The following is a 20,360-nucleotide window of genomic DNA, read 5'->3' as shown; positions in this document are numbered from 1 at the left end:
ATTAGACAATAATATCTTCAGTATAAGTATACAAGGTAAAAATTAACTAAAAAAAGGGTGTGTGCGTAATCCAATAAGCCTGATTTGAAGGTCTATGGAATCTCGAAGGGTAAAAACTTTTATACTCATTGTCTGATTAAGTAAAATCAAGATACAAAATCAAGATACGGTGTGCCCCACCGGAATCTATACTATTAATTAGTCTGAACGCGCTTATAAGATTTGACCCCTACAATCCTTGATAAAAATTACCGGATTGCCAGTCGGGTCGTAGATTCAATAATTCCCCAGTTTATAACGGTGGATAGTGTCAATTTACAGGGTGTACTATTTGGCACTTATTTCGGGTTTATCCCTAACTTTTGAATATTAATTAAAATCCGTCTCTACAAATCAGCAGGACAAAAGCTCAGAATCGATCACCAAAAATTCGGATCTAGTTAACGTTTTTCCTATAAATTACCAGTTATTTACTGTCCTATAGTTAACCAAAAATGACGATTGCCAAAACCGGCTCTGGACTCAATTCAAGTATATACAATCTACTTGAGGCCAGGGCACAGAAAAATCCCCAAGACATAGCCATTGTTGCTGCCGGTCAGTCTGCCCTCACCTACAGTCGTTTGTTTGATGCTGTCACCGATGTGGGAAGCAAATTAAATGCAATGGGTGTAGGTCGTAACGACCGAGTGGCGATCGCATTACCCAACGGCCCAGAAATGGCTGTAGCTTTTTTGGCCATCGCCTCTTGTGCCACCTGTGCCCCTCTCAATCCTGGTTATCGCCAATCGGAATACGATTTTTATCTATCGGATCTGGATGCTAAAGCCCTGATTTTTCAGTCAGGAGTTGCCGAACCTGCCCTAGAGGTGGCTCAAAAAAGAGGTATCCCCCTAGTCGAACTTACCCCCATCCCAGAAGCAGCAGGTATTTTCCAGCTTACAGGTGGGGATGGGAAAAGTCCAGCCATGGCTGGCATCGCTCAACCCGAAGATGTGGCTTTAGTGCTGCATACTTCTGGGACTACCTCCCGCCCTAAAATGGTGCCGCTGACAGGCAAAAACCTCTGCACCTCAGCCCAAAATATTGGCGTGGCTTTGAATTTAGTCGAGAGCGATCGCTGTCTGAACGTGATGCCCCTCTTCCACATTCACGGACTGATCGGGGCTTTACTTTCATCCGTTAGTGCAGGAGCCAGTGTGGTTTGTACTCCCGGTTTTGACGGGCCCAAATTCTTTGACTGGTTAGTAGAATTTCATCCCACCTGGTATTCAGCCGTACCCACCATGCACCAAGGGATTCTAGCCAGAGTCACAGAAAATCGCCAGATCATTTCCCAATGCCCAATTCGCTTGATTCGGTCTTCATCTGCTCCCTTGCCACCCCAGGTCATGGCTTCCTTAGAAGCAGAATTCAACGCCCCGGTGATCGAATCCTATGGCATGACCGAAGCTTCCCATCAGATGGCCAGTAATCCCCTGCCGCCTAAAACCCGCAAACCCGGTTCGGTGGGAGTCGCTGCAGGACCGGAAGTCGCGATTATGGATGAAGAGGGCAACTTACTACCAGTTGGTGAGGTAGGAGAAGTCGTGATCCGGGGTGAGAATGTCACTTGTGGCTATCACAACAATCCTGATGCCAACCAAAGTGCTTTTACCAACGGCTGGTTTCGCACCGGAGACCTGGGTTATTTAGATCGGGACAACTATCTTTTCCTCAAAGGTCGGATTAAAGAAATTATCAATCGTGGGGGCGAGAAAATTTCCCCGCGAGAAGTAGATGAAGTGCTTTTAGACCATCCAGCGATCGCGCAGGTTGTCACTTTTGCCACACCCCATACTTTATTAGGGGAAGATGTGGCTGTTGCGGTGGTCTTGCAGGAAGGAGCATCAGTAACAGAGCAAGAAATTAAAGAGTTTGCTGCTACTCGATTGGCTGATTTTAAAGTTCCGCGTGTGGTAGTTTTTATCGATGAAATTCCCAAAGGCCCCACTGGCAAACGGCAACGGATAGGTTTAGCACAAAAATTAGGCTTAACTGCTTCCGACCCGACAATGCCAAGGGCAGACTATGCTCCACCAAAGACGCCAATACAAGCAGAGTTGGTACAAATTTGGTCGGAGATTTTAGGAGTAGATCGGGTTGGCATTTATGACCACTTCTTCCAATTAGGAGGAGATTCTATTTTGGCGACAAGAATCGTCAATCAGGTCAGAAAAGTCACTAAGGTTGAATTATCGTTTATCTTCTTTTTTCAGGAACCTACTCTGGCGATAATGGCAGATTTAATTGCTGAACAGCAGGCGAAAATAGTTGAGGATACCGAGATATCTGCCATGTTAGACCAACTAGAGTCTCTGTCGGATGAAGAAGCCGAAAATCTGCTGACTAATCAATATTAAATAATTAAACTTTAACTATTTATATTAACTATTAATTTAGCTTTTTTATATATAAAAATGGTAGCCAATAACTCCAGGAGCTTACAAGAACAATTGAAACAAAGAGACATCTTTCCCTTTATAGGAGTTTACGATGTTTTTTCCGCCTCAATCGCCGCCAAATATTACGACGGTATATTTATCAGCGGTTTTAGTTTTGCGGCCAGTTTTTATGGGTTACCAGATATTGGATTTATTGCCTGGTCTGATATTATTGCTTTTGTTCAAAGGATAAAAACTGTCCTTACCCATGCCTATATTCTCGTCGATATTGATGATGGCTATGTCGATACTGAAGTGGCTTGTCATGTCGTTACTATGTTGGAGTGCATCGGGGCAGCAGGGGTAATTATTGAAGACCAAAAACGACCGAGAAGATGCGGTCATTTTGATGGTAAACTCTTGATGGATTTAGAGGAGTTTATCGATAAACTCAAAAAAGTTTTGGCAACTCGAAAAGAGTTATTTGTAGTGGCGCGAACCGATGCCAGCGAAATCGATGAAATTATCAGAAGAGCTCAGGCATTTGCGGAAGTGGGTGCTGATGCAATCTTGGCTGATGGTATCAAGGATTTAGAGGTAATCAGAACTTTAAAGACTAAAGTAGATAAACCATTAGTCTTTAACCAAATAGCTGGAGGAAAATCTCCAGCTTGCAGTCTGACAGAACTGAAGGATGCAGGGATTTCTCTGGTGAACTACAGTACCCCTTGTTTGTTTACGGCGCAAGAGGGAATTGAACGGTACATGCAATCCCTGAAAGAAAAAGATGGATTATTACTAAAACAACAAGTGGGTGTGCCTGAATGTACTGCTCTTTTGCAGGAAAATCTGGCTTTGAGAAATAAAGGCTAACAACTACTTTTCAGGGTGTATCGTAAGCATTCAGCCGTCAGCTATCAGCTATCAGCTAATGCGCTACAGATGGTGCTACTTGAGGTGCTATCAGCTATCAACTTATGCGCTACGGGCACGCTACTTGAGGTGCCAAAGGCAAACGGCTAACCGCTGACCACTGACCACTGACCACTGACCACTGACCACTGACGGCTGATAGCTGAATGCTTACGGTGTATCTCATAGTTTGAGTAAAAATATTTTTCCTAATCATGATGAGTGACATTAATAAACGAATTGCTAAACTTTCACCAGCTAAACGGAAATTACTAGAGCATAAACTTAAGCAAAAGCTCAAAAATACCAACGACCAATCGACAATTACTCCGAGAGAAAATCCACAGTCAATCCCTCTGTCCTTTTCTGAGGAACGGATGTGGATATTAGATCGGTTAGAACCGGGAAATCCCGCTTACAATCGTCCTACAAATATTCGTCTCACAGGTTCGCTGAATGTAGAGGCATTAGAAAGAGCGATTAACGAAATCGTGGGTCGCCATGAAGTGTTTCGCACCAGTTTTCCCGCAGTAGATGGCCAACCAATACAGGCGATCGCTCCCAGTTTGACTGTAAAGTTGCTAATCATAGAATTGAGTCATTTACCGAGCAACGAACAAGAAATAGAGGTCGAACGCATCGCCGTTGAGGAAGCACAACAGAGATTCGACTTATCTAAATTACCCCTAATTCAAGCCAAGTTACTGCGACTGAGTGAGGAAGAAAATATCTTGCTCCTGACGATACACCATATTATTTTTGATGGTTGGTCAGCGGGAGTTTTGCTCAAAGAACTCGCAGTACATTATGAAGCTTTTGCTACTGGAAAGTCATCACCTCTTCCACCACTACCGATTCAATATGCCGACTTTGCCATTTGGCAGCGACAGCGACTGCAAGGGGAAAGGTTAGAGTCTCAGCTTGCCTATTGGAAAAAACAATTAGGGGGCAGTTTGCCAGTGCTGGAGTTACCCACAGATCGACCGCGAAGGCCGGTGCAAACTTTCCAGGGAGCTAAGCAAAATTTATTGTTACCCCAAAACCTGAGTAACTCTCTCAAGGAACTGAGTCTGAGGGCAGGGGTGACGCTGTTTATGACCTTGTTAGCGGCTTTCCAAATATTACTTTATCGCTATACGGGTGAGGAAGATATTATAGTTGGAACTCCGATAGCAGGTCGCGATTCCATAGAAATAGAACAACTAATTGGTGTCTTTATAAACACCTTAGCCTTAGGTACTGAAGTAAAGGGCAACTTGACTTTTTCAGAATTGTTGGCTCAGGTGCGCGAGGTAGCTTTAGGAGCATATGCTCACCAGGATATTCCCTTCGAGAAGTTGGTAGAAGAATTGCAACCAGAGCGAGACTTAAGTCATACTCCCATATTTCAGGTGTTATTCCAACTGATAAATTTACCAAGTCAGGTAGTAGAAGTACAAGGTTTAAGAATAGACAATTGCCAGTTGGAAACAGGGATGGCAATGCTTGACCTAGCTTTGGAGATAGAGGAGCAACCAACAGGCTTATCTTGCCTGTTTAAATATAACAGTGATCTGTTCGACGCTACTACCATCGAGCGGATGGCAGGTCATTTCCAAGTCTTGCTAGAGGGAATAGTTGCTAATCCTCAACAACAGGTTTCTCAATTACCTCTGCTCAGTGAAACCCAACAGCTTACCTGTGTTCTTATTGGACAAGAAAATTTTCTCATCCCCTGTGCAAAAAAATTGCTGGAGCGTGGTCATGCCATTACTGGAATTGTGGCAGCCGGTCAGGTGATTCATAACTGGGCCAAGGAACGAGAAATTCCTTCCATATCTTTTAATCAAAACCTGGTTGACTTTTTAAGTCAAGTTCCTTTTGACTATCTTTTTAGTATTTATAATCTTAAAATATTGCCAGCAGAAATTTTGAATCTGCCATCTCGGGGTGCGATTAATTTGCATAATGCCCTACTTCCCAAGTATGGAGGACTTTATGCCACTTCTTGGGCTATTTTTAATGGCGAAACCGTCCATGGCTTGACGTGGCACTGGATGACTCAGGGAATTGATGAAGGTGATATTATCAAGCAAATAAAATTGCCAATATTAGAGTCTGAAACTGCTTTTACATTGAAGATGAAATGCTATAATGCAGCACTTGAGTCCTTTCCCGAACTCATTGATGCCTTAGCATTTGACCGAATTGAAGCTCAGCCTCAGAATCGGGAACAACGCCTTTACTTTAATGCGGTGCAACGTCCAACTCCTGGCTGTGTCGTTGACTGGAACTGGACTGCACAAGCTATTGATGCTTTGATTCGTTCTCTCGATTTTGGCGCTTATCCAAATCCCTTCGGACTACCCAAACTTTATGTAACTGGAAATTTTTACCTGATTACCCACTTAGAAATTAGTAGCGAGGTTTCTCAAACACCCCCCGGAACACTGGTAGAGATTGAAAGGGACTATTTGCAAATTTCCACTGCTTCTCAAGATGTGATTGTGCGATCGCTCCAAACTCTGGAGGGACAAGATTTAAGTTTAAAAGACTGGGCTGCACAACTTAATTTGCAAGTCGGTTATTACTTGGAGCCACTGTCAGTAGTAGAAAATCAGCAAGTAGAGGAAATTGAAGCTTCTTGCTTGAGACATGAAGCCTTTTGGGTAAAGCAACTTTCTACCTGGGAACCCCTTGATTTACCGATTCCGGAACAGTCTCGAACCCTTGAGGCTGCTTTATATAAACGACAAAGGCTGTTATTTGAACCACCGGAAGTCCTTGATAAATTCCTATCTCAGACATCAATTGACTGCAGTCCACAAGACTTTTTGTTGACTGCTTTTGTTGCCTATTTGGCTCGTATCAATCAAAGCACATGTTTTGATATTGGTCTTGAAACTTCGACAGTTTATCCACTGTCAGCCAGCCTAAATCAACTTTTTACAAGTGTTATCCCTTGTCACATAGAAATTGATATTGAACAAACCATCGCCACAATTTTTGGTCTAGTCAAACAACAGATAAATCGAGCTAAGTGTCGCCAAACTTTTCATCGGGATATTGTAAGTCGTTATCCTCAGCTTACTACCTTACAACATTTTTCCATTGAGCAGCACCTACCCATTGCTGTGCATTTGACTGAGACATTAGCGGATTACCCCATAAATACCAGTCTTATAAATGATCATCATAAATTTGTATTAGTCATCGCTCAGAACGGTTCTTGTGCTTGTTTCTATAATAATAAAAACTATAGCGATATTGCTATTGAGAACCTTTGGCGATCGTTCACTGTATTCTTAGAGGGAATAGTTGCCAATCCTCAACAGCAAATTTCCCAATTACCTTTGCTCACAGAACGCGAACGGAATCAGTTATTAGTTGAATGGAACGATACAGCCACAGATTATCCCCAAGATAAGTGTATTCATCAGTTATTTGAAGAACAAGTAGAACTAACCCCCGATGCAGTAGCGGTAGTATTTGAAGACGAACAATTAACCTATCGTCAGTTAAATAACCGAGCCAATCAATTAGCCCATTATTTGCGATCAAGAGGAGTAGGGGCCGAAGTTTTGGTGGGGATTTGTGTAGAGCGTTCCCTTGAGATGGTGGTGGGATTATTGGGGATTCTAAAAGCGGGTGGGGCTTATGTGCCGTTAGACCCTAATTATCCTGTAGAGCGTTTGACTTATATGTTAGCAGATTCCCAGGTACCTTTACTGTTAGTAAAACAGAAGTTACAGAGCGGGTTCCCAGAACGCGAGGCTCAGGTTGTTTGCTTAGATAAAGATTGGTCGGTCATTTCTGGGTATAGCAAGGAGAATCTAGCAAGTCTTGCTAAATCAGCTTCCTTGGCTTATGTTATCTACACTTCCGGATCTACAGGAAGACCAAAAGGGGTGGAGATCGAGCATCGGTCTTTAACTAACTTCGTGCAAGCGGCCCAGACTGAGTACCGGATAAACCAATGCGATCGCGTTCTTCAATTTGCTTCGATTAGCTTTGATGCAGCAGCGGAAGAAATTTATCCCTGCTTGTTATCTGGGGGGACTCTGGTTTTGCGAACCGAGCCAATGTTAAGTTCTGTATCGACATTTTGGCAAACCTGTCGGCAGTGGGACATAACAGTATTGGATTTGCCTACAGCATACTGGCAGCAAATGATGACTGAATTAGAGACAGCAGTCAAGGGAGTGTTTCCTGAGTCAGTACGCTTAGTCATTATTGGGGGAGAACGAGCCCTTCCCGGGTTGGTGAAGAATTGGCAAAAGCTTATGGACGAAGTTCCTCAACTGGTTAACGGTTACGGACCAACCGAAGCAACAGTGGTGACAGCGCTCCACAAAATAAGGGCATCAGAGATTATACAGCAAGAGGTACCAATTGGACGTGCTATTGCTAACGTCCAAACCTACATCTTAGACCGCCATCTTCAACCCGTCCCGATCGGGGTTCCTGGTGAACTATATATTGGTGGCGTACAGTTGGCACGTGGCTATCTTAACCGCCCAGAACTGACACAAGAGAAATTCATCCCCAACCCCTTTCGCAAGCAACCGGGTTCTCGTCTCTACAAAACTGGGGACCTAGCCCGTTATCTCCCCGATGGTAACATCGAATTCCTCGGTCGCATTGACAACCAAGTAAAAATTCGTGGCTTCCGCATCGAACTCTCAGAAATTGAAGCCACACTGACTGAAAATCCCCAAGTCAAAGAAGCGGTGGTGATTGCCCGAGAAGATATTCCAGGAGATAAACACCTGGTTGCTTATTTTGTTTCTGGGGAAACTGTTCCCACCAAGAGCAAATTGCGTTCTTTGCTCAAGGAAAAGCTACCAGACTACATGGTGCCCAGTGCCTTTGTCACCTTAGAGTCTCTACCGTTAACCCCCAATGGTAAAATTGATCGAAAAGCATTACCAGCACCAGATATAGAGGTCGCGAGTGAAACTACTTTTGTTCCCCCCAACACTCCCACAGAAGAACTGCTAGGGGCAATTTGGAGTCAAGTTCTAGGAATAGAAAAAATCGGCATTCATGACAACTTTTTTGAATTGGGAGGACATTCTCTCAAAGGCACTCAAGTGATTTCTCGGATACAAGAAACCTTTTCACTGGAATTTCCCCTGCGCCATCTATTTGAATCCCCCACCATCAGGAAACTAGCTAAAGTCATAGAAACAACTGGTCAAACGGCCTGGCCAGCAGCAGAAATTACCCCTTCAGCAGCAGAAGCCAAATTAGCCTTATCCTTTGCTCAAGAAAGACTATGGTTTCTCAATCAACTCGAAGGAGAAAGCGCTACTTACAATATCACCAGTGCTTGGCTGCTGAGCGGCAATTTATCCCTGACCTGTGTTGAACAAGCTTTCAACGAAATTGTTCGCCGTCACGAAATTATACGGACAAGGTTTACTACGGAAAACGGGGTTCCGATTCAGGTAATTACCGCAGCGAAACATATAAAAATTGCTGTTGAAGACTTACAACAAATATCACAAACAGAAACTACCACCGAAGTTGAGCGGCGGGTATTAGAAGAAGCACAAACTCCGTTTAACTTAGCCACAGACTCCTTAGTGCGCGTCAAAATCTGGCGACTAGGTTCTCAATCCCATGTGTTAATGTTGACCATGCACCACATCGTCTTCGATGGTTGGTCAATGGGAGTATTCTGGCGAGAGTTATCGGTACTGTATCAAGCCTTCAGTAATGGTGAACATTCCCCATTAGCACCATTGCCAATTCAATATGCCGACTTTGCACTTTGGCAGCGAGAGTGGTTTAAGGGAAACCTGCTCGAAACCCAACTCAACTATTGGAAGCAACAATTAAAAGGAGCGCCACCCCGATTAGAATTGCCCTATGACCGTCCCCGTCCACCAATTGAGACCTTCCGGGGGAGTAGAGAGTCCTTTAAACTTTCTACCGAACTGACCCATAAACTGTATAATCTCAGTCAAAAATCCGGCTGTACCCTATTTATGACTTTGTTAGCAGCTTGGAGCAGTTTACTCTATCGTTACAGTGGACAGTCAGATATCCTAGTGGGAACGCCGATTGCTAACCGTAACCGTCGGGAAATCGAACCGTTAATTGGTTTTTTTGTCAATACTTTAGTGTTACGAACTCAATTCCCAGAAAATATCGGTTTTGCTGAGGTATTGAAGAGGGTTCGCCAAACCGCAATAGAAGCCTATGGTCATCAGGACTTACCATTTGAGAAGTTAGTACAGGAATTACAACCCCAACGCTCTTTGAGTCATCATCCCTTGTTCCAGGTGATGTTTGCTTTACAAAATGCGACCATGGGAATCATCGAAATTCCGGGACTGACTTGCACTAAGCTAGAAATGGAAAGTGTTGTCGCCAAGTTTGACTTGTTCCTGTCAATGAAGGAGACAAAAGAGGGATTAATTGGATACTGGGAATACAATAGCGACCTATTTGATGGGGCAACCATTCGTCGTTGGATTGGTCATTTTCAAGTCTGGCTAGAGGGAATAGTTGCTAATCCTCAACAGCAAATTTCCCAATTACCTTTGCTCACAGAACGCGAACGGCATCAGTTATTAGTTGAATGGAACGATACAGCAACAGATTATCCCCAAGATAAGTGTATTCATCAGTTATTTGAAGAGCAAGTAGAACTCACTCCTGATGCAGTAGCGGTGGTGTTTGAAGACCAACAATTCACCTACCGCCAGTTAAATAATCGGGCGAATCAACTAGCGCATTATTTGCGTTCAACAGGAGTAAAACCCGAAGTATTGGTGGGGATTTGTGTTGAGCGTTCCCTTGAGATGGTGGTGGGATTATTGGGGATACTCAAAGCGGGTGGTGCTTATGTTCCCATTGACCCAGATTATCCTACTGAGCGTATTGCTTATATGCTCAAAGATTCGGCAGTATCAGTACTGTTAACTAAAAAAAAACTAGTAGCTAGATTACCAGAACATCAAGGGCAAATTATTTGTTTAGATACTGACTTGGAAGTAGTCACTCAACAAAGTGACTTAAATCCCAACTTTACTGCTTCTGGAGAAAACTTGGCTTATGTCATCTACACTTCTGGATCAACAGGAAAGCCTAAAGGTGTAGCAATGAAGCATTTTGCTCTCAGGAATCTGATCAACTGGCAACGGTCACACACAACAGTTGCAAACCGGGCAAAAACCCTGCAATTTGCACCAATTAGTTTTGATGTCTCCTTTCAAGAAATGTTCTCCACTTGGTGTGCAGGGGGAACTTTGGTTTTAATCGAAGAGGAATTGCGACGAGAGCCAGTGGCTCTGCTAAATTTGCTCGCAAAAAAACAAGTGGAAAGACTGTTTTTGCCTTTTGTGGCTTTACAGCAGCTAGCAGAAACCGCTCAGAGTCAAGGATCAATTTATCATTATCTGCGGGAAGTAATTACAGCGGGGGAACAGTTGAAAATTACACCAGCCATTGCTAGTTTTTTCTCCCAGCTAAAAGATTGTACTTTCCATAATCATTATGGACCATCAGAAACTCATGTAGTAACAGCATTTACTTTAACGGGTTATACTAAAAATTGGTCAGCATTGCCGCCAATTGGGACTCCGATTGCTAACACCCAAACCTATATCCTAGACCAACATCTCCAACCTGTCCCCATTGGTATTTCCGGTGAATTGCATATCGGGGGTGCTGGTTTAGCCCGAGGCTATCTAAATCGTCCGAAACTAACCCAAGAGAAATTCATCCCCAACCCCTTTAGTAATCAACCGGGTTCTCGCCTCTACAAAACAGGTGACTTAGCCCGTTATCTCCCCGATGGCAACATCGAATTTCTCGGTCGCATCGACAACCAAGTCAAAATGCGTGGCTTCCGCATCGAACTCGATGAAATTGAAGCAACTCTAATTCAACACCATGAAATCCAAGAAGCTGTAGTCATAGTAAGGGAGGTTTTACCTGGTGACAAACGCCTAGTAGCCTACGTTGTTTCTCCTGGGGAAAAGGCCGACATTCTCACCACCAACCTGCGGGGCTTTCTCAAACAGAAATTACCCCACTACATGATACCCAATGCCTTTGTAGTATTAGATGCTTTGCCTCTAACACCCAACGGCAAAGTAGATCGGCGTGGCCTACCGGCACCGGATACTTCCAGGCAGTCGGGAGCCGAAACCTTTGTGGCACCCAGAGATTCTTTAGAACTCCAACTAGCCCAAATCTGGTCACAAGTTCTCGGTATCCAACCCATAGGAGTAACAGATAACTTCTTTGAGTTGGGCGGTCACTCCTTGCTGGCAGTGCGCTTAGTTGCAGAAATAGAAAAAGTCACTCAGACCAAACTGCCGTTGGCTGCCCTATTTCAATTTACAACCATTGAGGAAATTGCCAGTCTTCTCAAACTTGGAGTTGTAGCAGATAACCCTAACCCTAATCTATTTCCCGAGTTGTTACCACTGGATACAGATGAGCTTCGCGCCTTGTTAACTATTGTAGCTGGTCGAGAAGGAGCACGACCTCGACCGGATTCTCTAATGGTTGCTATCCGTCCCACAGGGGTGAAGCCACCGCTGTTTTACTGCGCTAATAGTGTCGGGGAAATATCTCCCCTTGCCCGCTATCTAGGTGAGGAGCAACCAGTTTATTTGCTAGAATCAGGTTATGTAGTTTTGATACAAAAACACAAACAAACAGAGGCTAATATTAAAGCGATCGCTGCTAGTCATGTTCGCGATATCCTGGAGGTATATCCAACTGGACCGATACTGTTAACAGGATATTCTTTGGGAAAGTTAGTAGCTTATGAAGTCGCCAAGCAACTACAAGAGCGCGGAAATAAAGTGGCTTTTCTAGCTATATTAGATACTTCGGGTTCAGGACAGATGTATCGCTACTATCTGCAAAAAATACAGCCGGATCTGATCAGAATGGAACTTCAGTTATTACGTGGTTTGTGGCTGCGTTTTGCTCGAAAGTTAGGCTCGTTTCTCTGGGAATTAAAAGACCATTTAACAGCACAAAAATCTATGTCTCCTGTGGGAGCAAATCAAGGAGAGTATCTTATGCAAGGCTACTCGGGTAAAATTACACTCTTCGTTACTCGGGTTGCTCGTGATCACCGTCACCACATTAAAATTCAGCGTTGGCTGTTTCCGTTAATGGGTTGGGAGGAACACGTTGTCGATCTAATCAGAGTTCCTGGGGACCATAAGAGTATGGTAAGGGAACCTCATGGACGGGTGTTAGCAAACAGGTTAAAAACTTGCATTGATCAGGCTTTGGCTGCTGAAGCTGATCGTGAGTAATTTTTAGTTGACAAGCAGCAGTTACAGTGGTAAGGTAGACCTTACAGTTCACCTAAAATTTAAATCCTAATAAATTCCAATAATTTAGGAGCCAGATAAAGAGCCATGCCGCTAGCATACTCAAACTATAATACCCTCGTCTGATCAAAGACCAATTTTTGTCTCTCCAAGCCAGTACACCAATAATCGATACTACAGTAGTCAAGCCTGTGGTCACAATGGGTAGATAAAGTAACGCAATCATCACAGGGGGGATTCCCAAGAAAAATTCCCAGAAATCTATTGTACTAATAGCTATCCCCATCCCAATCAAAAAGCATAAATTTAAGACACTAATCAGACCAATGATCAACTCCACTAGACGAGTATGTCGTGAAACTAGAGCTAAAGTTTTATTTTTGCGGCTAATTAATGGTCTAATTAGCCAAACTAAACATCCCCATAGGAAGATTAGCACACAAAATCCCACCAGTCCAAGCTGTAAAACAAGAGTTTCATACCAGGCTAACTTTTCATAGGTTAAATGGACATGACTACTCAAAGACATAGCAGTGATTTTACCCTGACTATCTTGCCGAAAACTTATATACATATTGCTGTCAGGATAGCGAAATAGGAGTGGCTCTACTTCCACCCATTTACTTCCTCCTGGAAATACAGTTATCGTGTGGTCTGGATTAGTTTTAATAGTAAATAATCGTCCAGATTCCAGCAAAACAATTCCTAACTTAACCAGGGATTTTCGAGGATATCGAATAAAGCGATAGCCGCCATTAATTTGTTTATATTGCTGTTTATATTGCTGTTTATATTGCTGCTTACTATTAGCTTCAGGGATAGATTCAGGGATAGCTTTAGTAATAGTTTCGGTAGGTGATGCAATGGTTTCCTGTACAGGATAATAACGATCTAAAAACTGTTGAACCAAGTCGTCTCGCAAATTCTCATTAAGACTGTTACGATTGTAAGCAATATAGAAACCTAACTTTTGTTCTGGGATTAAAAACATCAGATTAGTATACCCTGACATGCTACCGCCATGCTCAATTATCCGTTGATTATTCACAAAGCGCTCAAAAAAACCATAAGTAGATCCTGCCGCTTGAGGAATGTTCGGAAAATTAGTATAGTGTTGGCGGTGCATCTCCTTTACTGTAGTGTCATTCAGGATACGCTGTGTACCATAACGACCTCCCTGTAAATGAGCAATCATAAAGTGAGCCATGTCTTCAGAAGTAGTAGTTAAAGCTGTAGTAGGAACACTTTTATTACAGGTAAAGGGTTGCTTTATATAATTGCCATTTTGGTACCGATATCCCACAGCTAAGTTAGCTGCCAGCTCAGACGGTAATGGTTGCTGAAAACTACTTTGACTCATATCCAAAGGTTGTAGGATACTTTGGTCAATATATTGACTGAAAGGAATTCCAGTAACTACTTCGACTAAGTAACCTGCCAATGCTAATCCCACATCACCATAAACATATAATTGACCTGGTGGTCGCACTCGCTCTGGTAAATTTTCTGTGAGAAATTTTTCTAAGGATAGCAGCTTAGACTGGCAACGAGTGGCTCCGCCAATCACCCAAGCTACATCGAATCCATCAGTATGAGTTAAGAGATGATCAACTGTAATGGGCTTAAATTGATCAGTCTTGATTTGAAATTCCTTAAGATACTGGTTAATATCTTGATTTAGCTTAAGCTTGCCTTGCTCAACCAGTTGCATTACTGCTGTAGAGGTAACTAGTTTAGATACAGAGCCTACACGAAACAGAGTTTTGTTAGGAATAACCGGTATCTTATCCTCAAGGTTAGCGTAGCCATAACCTTTCGAGAAGATAATCTTGTCATCTTTTACTAAGGTAAATACGGCACCAGGAATATTATTTGCTGCCATTTGATTGACAAAAAAATTGTCACTAAATTCTTCTATATCCTGGAATTTAGTTAGTTCTAACTGGGAATCATCGGCTGTAGATACCATAGGCAAATCCCGGTTAGATACATCCTGAGCAAATACGGGAAGTACAGAAACACTAAGAATCAAGATAGCTAAACTTATTGATTGAATCAGCTTTAATAATCTATCTACTGTTTTTTTCACTAGTTTTATATTTGATATTTTTTTGATAAAAGGGAACAGGGAACAGGGAACAGGGAACAGGGAATAGGGAATAGGGAATAGGGAATAGGGAGTGTGGGGAGTGGGCGCGGGGAGTGTGGGGAGTGTGGGAGCAGTGGGAGCAGTGGGGAGCAGTGGGAGCAGTGGGGGGGGAGTCAGATGTGAAACTAGGATTGATGGATAAAGGGAATAGTAAAGCTAAATCTGTTACCTCTTGCCTATTACCTGTCCCTAATTCAACAGTCAACTAACATTCAACCTTCAACTAACATTCAACCTTCAACCAACATTCAACCTTCAACCAACCTTCAACCTTCAACCAACCTTCAACCTTCAACCAACCTTCAACCTTCAACCAACCTTCAACCTTCAACCAACCTTCAACCTTCAACAATATCCCAACGAAGCGGTGGGCTAAGAATACCTTTTTCGCTATCTTTTGAACGGACTAAAAGCTGATAGACATGCCAATGGTAGTCATAGGCATAAGCCCAATTTGGTTCATAAACCCCAACATCAACAAAATACTTACCACTGTTTAAATCTAAGCGGGATAGATGGAGTTTGATTTTTCCTTTACCTTTAATAACTGGTAATGATTCTCCCATCGTAGTACTGTTAGTATCAAGACAGATGTGACCATCTTCAGTGCTAATGATGACACTAAAAATTAGTCCATCAATTGGTTGCAGTGACAAGTACTTAATGTCAATGGCTAAGGAATCACCACTATTAATCTCTAAGCTAGGTAACAGCAGCACATCGGTAATTTCTACTTCTAGAGAGCCAAAGCGGTTTTCATTCATGCGCAGTTCCACACCAGACCTAGTCAGTTGGGCAGGTCTGTTGGGAGTGGGTTGCTGGGTTTGCGATCGCATTTGATTGACATACTGTCCTGCTACCACTTTTGGCTCACCGTAAGCCATGATTTGTCCTTGTTGTAGCCACAAAGCGCGATCGCAAAGTTGCTCAATTTGCTCGCTACTGTGAGAAATTAAGACAATAGCACAGCCAGACTCTTTCAACTGAGCAATTCGTTCCAAGCACTTAGCCTGAAATGTCAAATCCCCAACCGACAGAAACTCATCAACTAGCATCACATCTGGGTCTGTGTGGACAGCCACTGAAAACGCCAGCCGCATCTGCATCCCTGTACTATAAGTGCGCACTGGGTTATCGATAAACTGCTCAAGTTCAGCAAACGTCACGATTTCATCGAAACGCCGCCCCACCTCTTGACGAGTAAGACCTGCTACCACACCACTAACAAAAGCGTTTTCTCGCCCAGTCAAATCTGGATGGAAACCAGCCCCCAAATCCAGCAGCGCTCCAATCGAGCCATTAACCCTAACCTTCCCTTCATCCGGTTTTCCAACCCCACCAATCAAGCGCAACAGGGTTGATTTACCTGCCCCATTGTGACCGAGAATGCCTAGCATCTGGCCTGGGGAAACCGTGAAAGTAATATTCCGCAACGCCCAAAACCCTTCCGCTGCCATAATATGCCGAAAACCCGACAGCGCCGCCTCCATAATGGTAAGCGGTCGCTCAGGATGATAGTAGTTAAAGCGTTTACCGAGTCCTTGAACAATAATTGCATCAACCATCTATAATTCCTCCACAAAGCGATCGCTCTGCCACCGGAAAATTTGAATACCGATAGGTAAAAATACTGCCGTGACCAAAGCGATAACTAGCAGAGCTAGCCAATCCGGTGGTGTTCCTTTAATTAGTACAGCGCGATAGGCGGTAACCAGATGCACCATCGGGTTAAGGTAATAGAAAAACTGATAATTTTTGGGTACATTAGTAATATCATAAAAAATCGGTGTCACATAAAAAAGCAGCTGTAGAAGTACACCGATAGTATGCTGGGTGTCGCGAAAAGTTACATTAAGCCCAGCTAGTAGATAGGCTAAACTAATGGTAACGGAAAACTGAATAGCTTGTAGGATTGGTAACAGTATAATTACTGGCTGTAGCTGAACACCATCGATTAACAGAAATATAACTAATATTGGCAGGGCTAGAATAAAGTGAATCAAACCTGTTGTTACGCTCACCACCGGTAATATAGCATTTGGAAAACCCGGTTGTCGGATCAGGGGGCGATTATGAATAATCACTCCAGTGGCTTGGAAAAGAGACGTGTTAAACCATGTCCATACCAACAAACCAGAAAATGCAAAGGAGGTATATTGAGGAATATCAACCGACAATACAAAACGGAAAACAAAGGAAAATACAGCTAGCTGTAGTAGTGGATTAAGCAGCATCCAAGCTACTCCCAAAACTGACCGTTTGTAGAGCAACTTCATCTCCCGATTAACTAGCTCTCGTAGCAAATCATAAAGATAATAAAACCGCCACTTGGAAAAGTGTTTTATTTTGGATTTTCGATTTGGGATTGAAGACATTGGAGTAATATAGCATTTTTATTTGAGATGTAAAACTAGGATTAAGCTAAACAGGTAACAGGGAATCGGGAATCGGGAATCGGGAATCGGGAATCGGGAATCGGAACCCACCCCTAACCCCTCCCAGGAGGGGAACGGGAATCGGGAATCGGGAATCGGGAATCGGGAATCGGGAATCGGGAATCGGGAATCGGGAATCGGGAATCGGGAATCGGGAATCGGGAATCGGGAATATTAGGAAATATATCCAATTATTTTATGATCTATTTTAAAGCCCTATTTGACTGTAATAAAGCAGTAAATTAAAGCTTGATAGGGCTTTATTTAATCCATTGTGATTTAAATTTTTAGTTATTCAAAAAATATTCAAACCTTGATGAAATAAAAGTTTCAGTCTTTGGCTGAGATTATTGTTTTACGAGAGTGAAAAAATATTGTGATAATTTTTGTTCCCTACTCCCTGTTCCCTGTTCCCTGTTCCCTGTTCCCTGTTCCCTGTTCCCTATTCCCTGTTCCCTGTTCCCTATTCCCTGTTCCCTACTCCCTACTCCCTACTCCCTACTCCCTTTGCTATACGACCTTCACGTTGAACCCGCATATGGGACTGCCACAAAGACCAAACTCCAGCCAGATTACCTGTCATTTCCAACCAGATTAGGGAGATTGGATAATCGCTCCAACCTCTGAGCCGTTGATAGATGCGAGATAAATGAGCAAGTGGCAATCCCAGCACTATTTGTACCAATCCTCGCCAATCCCCATCCTGTAGCCATGTGGTCAGATTGTAAGCAACATGACCTTTACTATAGTTGTAAAGCTGACGATGTAGCTCTGCCATCTCAGTGCGATGCTTATGCCAGACATAAGCGCTTGGCTCATAGACCAGGGTGTAGCCAGCTTTAAGTACTTTATAGAATAAGTAAGTATCTTCACCAACTCCTGAAGGCATACCGGGACCGAGAGCTTCGTTCATTAAGCCAATTTTAGGATGGCTAAAGATACTGGCACGAAAAGCAGCATTAGCCGTTGCTCCTAACTCCCAAGTTGGTGCAGGCTGGTGCGAAAAGGATTCAAACCAATCTCCGTTAACCTCCAACCGCTCAAAGCCCCGTCCCAAGCCGCCATAATTTTCAAAAGACTGTTGGGCTAAGGTTTCCAACTGTAGGGGCAAAACATTACCTGTGACAATCATCACATCCGGTCTAGCAAAAGGAGCGATTAGCTTTTCTAACCAATCTGGTGGCACAGTAACATCATCATCCGTCGCAATCACAATATCCCCGGTACTAGCAACAAACCCAGCATTGCGAGCATAAGCTAGTCCCTGACGGGATTCACTAACTAGGACAACATCAGGAAACTCAGCAACCACTGGTGGAGTCCAACCAGAAGCGGGATGATTATCAACTACAATAATTTCCAATTGTCGAGTAGATTTTTGGGCAACTAGGCTGCACAAACACCTCCGCAAATCTTGGGGTCTGTCATAGGTAGCGATGATAATAGAGACTGGTATTTTATCAGGTAAACAGGTTAGTAAATCAGTCTCTTTATCCGTGAATTTATAGTGATTAGTTAAGATAGATAGTGCTTGATTCTGACAGTAATTCCTACTGAAGTTAAGGTCTACTTCGAGGAGCTTCCGACCAAACTGATTGACAATAACCTCAATTAAGCGATTCTTGCTAATCCCTCGATCAGGGTTAGCAATATCAACGCTACCTAAAAGCTGATCATGCCATTTCACAAAGACTCGTACTGATGAGTACTCTTTTACATCAGTTAATGCCTGTAAAGGTTCCCGTAGATCGACAGTCCGCACTGCTATACCTGGATTGGTTTTAATCCTTGGAATTTCTTCCTTAGTCAGAGCAGGAAATATATGGTCAGAAAAAATCGGGTAGGTATCACTATCTACATCAACTTCTGTTTCCCGTTCTTGCTCACCGAAAGATTGAGTAATCTCAGCAGCAGTGTGGCGAGCTTTGTGATAGCGAGTTAAACCAATGAAGCAGCCTTTTAATTCAGCCAGAATTAAATCCTGTGGGAAGCGAGTGGGATTTTTGAAACCAAGCCACAGACGTCTTAAATTCCAATACACTATCCACCAGAGCAAAATCCACAAGAAAGAAAGACACTCATCTGGATAGGCAAAGAGGCTACGGATACAGTAAGAAAACAGACCAATACTGTTATTAGTAATTTGCGTGCGCAACTTAGCATAATCCCGTCGATGTCGATGGCGCACTATGGCACTAGGCTCATAGACCAGGGTATGTCCTTCCTTAACCACCCGGAAAAACATTTCTAAATCACCACCACCATTAGTCACAGTACCCACATCCAAAGCAGGGTCAAAGAAACCAATATCATCAAATACGCAGCGGCGATAAGCCATGTTTGCCCCTGTACCGAATTGTCCAGTACCTAGGAATTTCCAAGGCATTTTGTTGCCTCGATTAACCTGATACCACTTACGCCTCATGCCTCGCCCGAAGCCGCCATACATTTCAAACAGCACTTGTGCTTCAGTTTCCAATTCATAAGGCACAACTAACCCAGTCACTGCCATAACTTCAGGATGTTTAATAAACACTAGCGCTAATGCTTTAACCCATCCTGAATCAACCACTACATCATCATCAGTATAGGCAATAATGTCTCCTTTAGCTTCAAGAATAGCTCGGTTTCTCGCCCAATCTAAACCCGGACGAGGTTCACAAACATAACGAACATTAGCATAAGTTTCCACCAGTTTCTTGGTGTCATCACTGGTGGGAGCATTATCAACAACTAAAATATCTAAGTAAGGATAATCGAGTTGATTGATAGCGTCTAAACATAGACCAAGATTAGCAGTGCGATCGCGAGTACAAACCGCAACCGTTACTAACGGCAACTTTCCCTTATACTCTGGTGGTGGCACATCCAACAAATCCTCAATACACAACCTTTCGCGTCCGAGGGGTAAGGATAATCCATTGTACAAAAGGCGATTGATAATCGTCTCGCTATGGTCTTCCAGAATACGTTTACTTAAGGTTTGTGCTGTGCAGTGACCATTAGTAATTGGTGCTTTAACATATCCAATTGGCGCACCATGGAAGCGAACTAGTCCTTGCACTCCCATATAGCCATCTAAACCATCAAGAGTAGTCAGGGGGCGGCTCAACTCAATGTCCACCACTTTGATTGGATAAAGCATAACCGA

General features: G+C 43.2%; 11 protein-coding genes. 4 read left to right on the top strand and 7 right to left on the bottom strand.

Annotated features, from left to right (window positions below; all coding sequences use genetic code 11):
- The first annotated feature begins 494 nt into the window (after positions 1–494).
- The 3 genes from F6J90_RS39460 (at position 495) to F6J90_RS39450 (ending at position 12,607) form a co-directional block, all read left to right on the top strand.
- Complete coding sequence (locus F6J90_RS39460; RefSeq protein ID WP_293107154.1) at positions 495–2,402, top strand: AMP-binding protein; 1,908 nt, start codon at positions 495–497, stop codon at positions 2,400–2,402.
- 93 nt (positions 2,403–2,495) lie between these two features.
- Positions 2,496–3,296 (top strand): isocitrate lyase/PEP mutase family protein, encoded by an 801-nt coding sequence (locus F6J90_RS39455; RefSeq protein ID WP_293107151.1) that lies wholly within the window; start codon positions 2,496–2,498, stop codon positions 3,294–3,296.
- Positions 3,297–3,550: 254 nt separating this feature from the next.
- On the top strand, positions 3,551–12,607 hold the full coding sequence (locus tag F6J90_RS39450) for a non-ribosomal peptide synthetase (RefSeq protein WP_293107148.1): 9,057 nt from the start codon (positions 3,551–3,553) through the stop codon (positions 12,605–12,607).
- Between the two features lie 52 nt (positions 12,608–12,659).
- Here F6J90_RS39450 and F6J90_RS39445 read toward each other — a convergent pair whose 3' ends face one another.
- The 6 genes from F6J90_RS39445 to F6J90_RS39420 all read right to left on the bottom strand — a co-directional run bounded on the left by F6J90_RS39445 (position 12,660) and on the right by F6J90_RS39420 (position 17,400).
- Complete coding sequence (locus tag F6J90_RS39445; RefSeq protein WP_293107146.1) at positions 12,660–14,714, bottom strand: serine hydrolase domain-containing protein; 2,055 nt, start codon at positions 14,712–14,714, stop codon at positions 12,660–12,662.
- Entirely contained in the window at positions 14,695–14,979 is a 285-nt protein-coding gene (locus F6J90_RS39440; RefSeq protein ID WP_293107143.1) for a hypothetical protein, read from the bottom strand. The genes F6J90_RS39445 and F6J90_RS39440 overlap by 20 nt, the downstream gene beginning before the upstream one ends.
- 18 nt (positions 14,980–14,997) lie before the next feature.
- On the bottom strand, positions 14,998–15,126 hold the full coding sequence (locus tag F6J90_RS39435) for a hypothetical protein (RefSeq protein ID WP_293107140.1): 129 nt from the start codon (positions 15,124–15,126) through the stop codon (positions 14,998–15,000).
- Entirely contained in the window at positions 15,113–16,339 is a 1,227-nt protein-coding gene (locus tag F6J90_RS39430) for an ABC transporter ATP-binding protein (RefSeq protein WP_293107138.1), read from the bottom strand. Before F6J90_RS39430 ends, F6J90_RS39435 begins: the two co-directional genes overlap by 14 nt.
- Positions 16,340–17,149 (bottom strand): ABC transporter permease, encoded by an 810-nt coding sequence (locus F6J90_RS39425; protein ID WP_293107136.1) that lies wholly within the window; start codon positions 17,147–17,149, stop codon positions 16,340–16,342.
- A gap of 113 nt (positions 17,150–17,262) precedes the next feature.
- A complete protein-coding gene (locus tag F6J90_RS39420; RefSeq protein ID WP_293107134.1) occupies positions 17,263–17,400 on the bottom strand; it encodes a hypothetical protein in 138 nt (45 codons plus the stop codon).
- 195 nt (positions 17,401–17,595) lie between these two features.
- On the opposite strand from F6J90_RS39420, the gene F6J90_RS39415 reads away from it, so the two are divergent.
- A complete protein-coding gene (locus F6J90_RS39415; RefSeq protein ID WP_293107131.1) occupies positions 17,596–17,739 on the top strand; it encodes a hypothetical protein in 144 nt (47 codons plus the stop codon).
- On the opposite strand, the gene F6J90_RS39410 is transcribed toward F6J90_RS39415, so the two are convergent.
- Positions 17,694–20,354 (bottom strand): glycosyltransferase, encoded by a 2,661-nt coding sequence (locus F6J90_RS39410; protein ID WP_293107128.1) that lies wholly within the window; start codon positions 20,352–20,354, stop codon positions 17,694–17,696. The two genes, F6J90_RS39415 and F6J90_RS39410, sit on opposite strands and share 46 nt — an antisense overlap.
- Positions 20,355–20,360 lie beyond the last annotated feature (6 nt).

Origin of the sequence: Moorena sp. SIOASIH, assembly GCF_010671925.1 — a bacterium.
Taxonomy (GTDB): Bacteria; Cyanobacteriota; Cyanobacteriia; order Cyanobacteriales; family Coleofasciculaceae; genus Moorena.
Note: the sequence above shows the minus strand (reverse complement) of the source record. Positions and strands in the feature narration are given on the sequence as shown.

What these genes read in the sequence shown, in the direction of transcription:
- F6J90_RS39430 (WP_293107138.1), bottom strand. Translation starts at nt 16,339, where the DNA reads ATGGTTGATGCAATTATTGTTCAAGGACTCGGTAAACGCTTTAACTAC.
- F6J90_RS39425 (WP_293107136.1), bottom strand. Translation starts at nt 17,149, where the DNA reads ATGTCTTCAATCCCAAATCGAAAATCCAAAATAAAACACTTTTCCAAG.
- F6J90_RS39410 (WP_293107128.1), bottom strand. Translation starts at nt 20,354, where the DNA reads ATGCTTTATCCAATCAAAGTGGTGGACATTGAGTTGAGCCGCCCCCTG.
- F6J90_RS39450 (WP_293107148.1), top strand. Translation starts at nt 3,551, where the DNA reads ATGATGAGTGACATTAATAAACGAATTGCTAAACTTTCACCAGCTAAA.
- F6J90_RS39460 (WP_293107154.1), top strand. Translation starts at nt 495, where the DNA reads ATGACGATTGCCAAAACCGGCTCTGGACTCAATTCAAGTATATACAAT.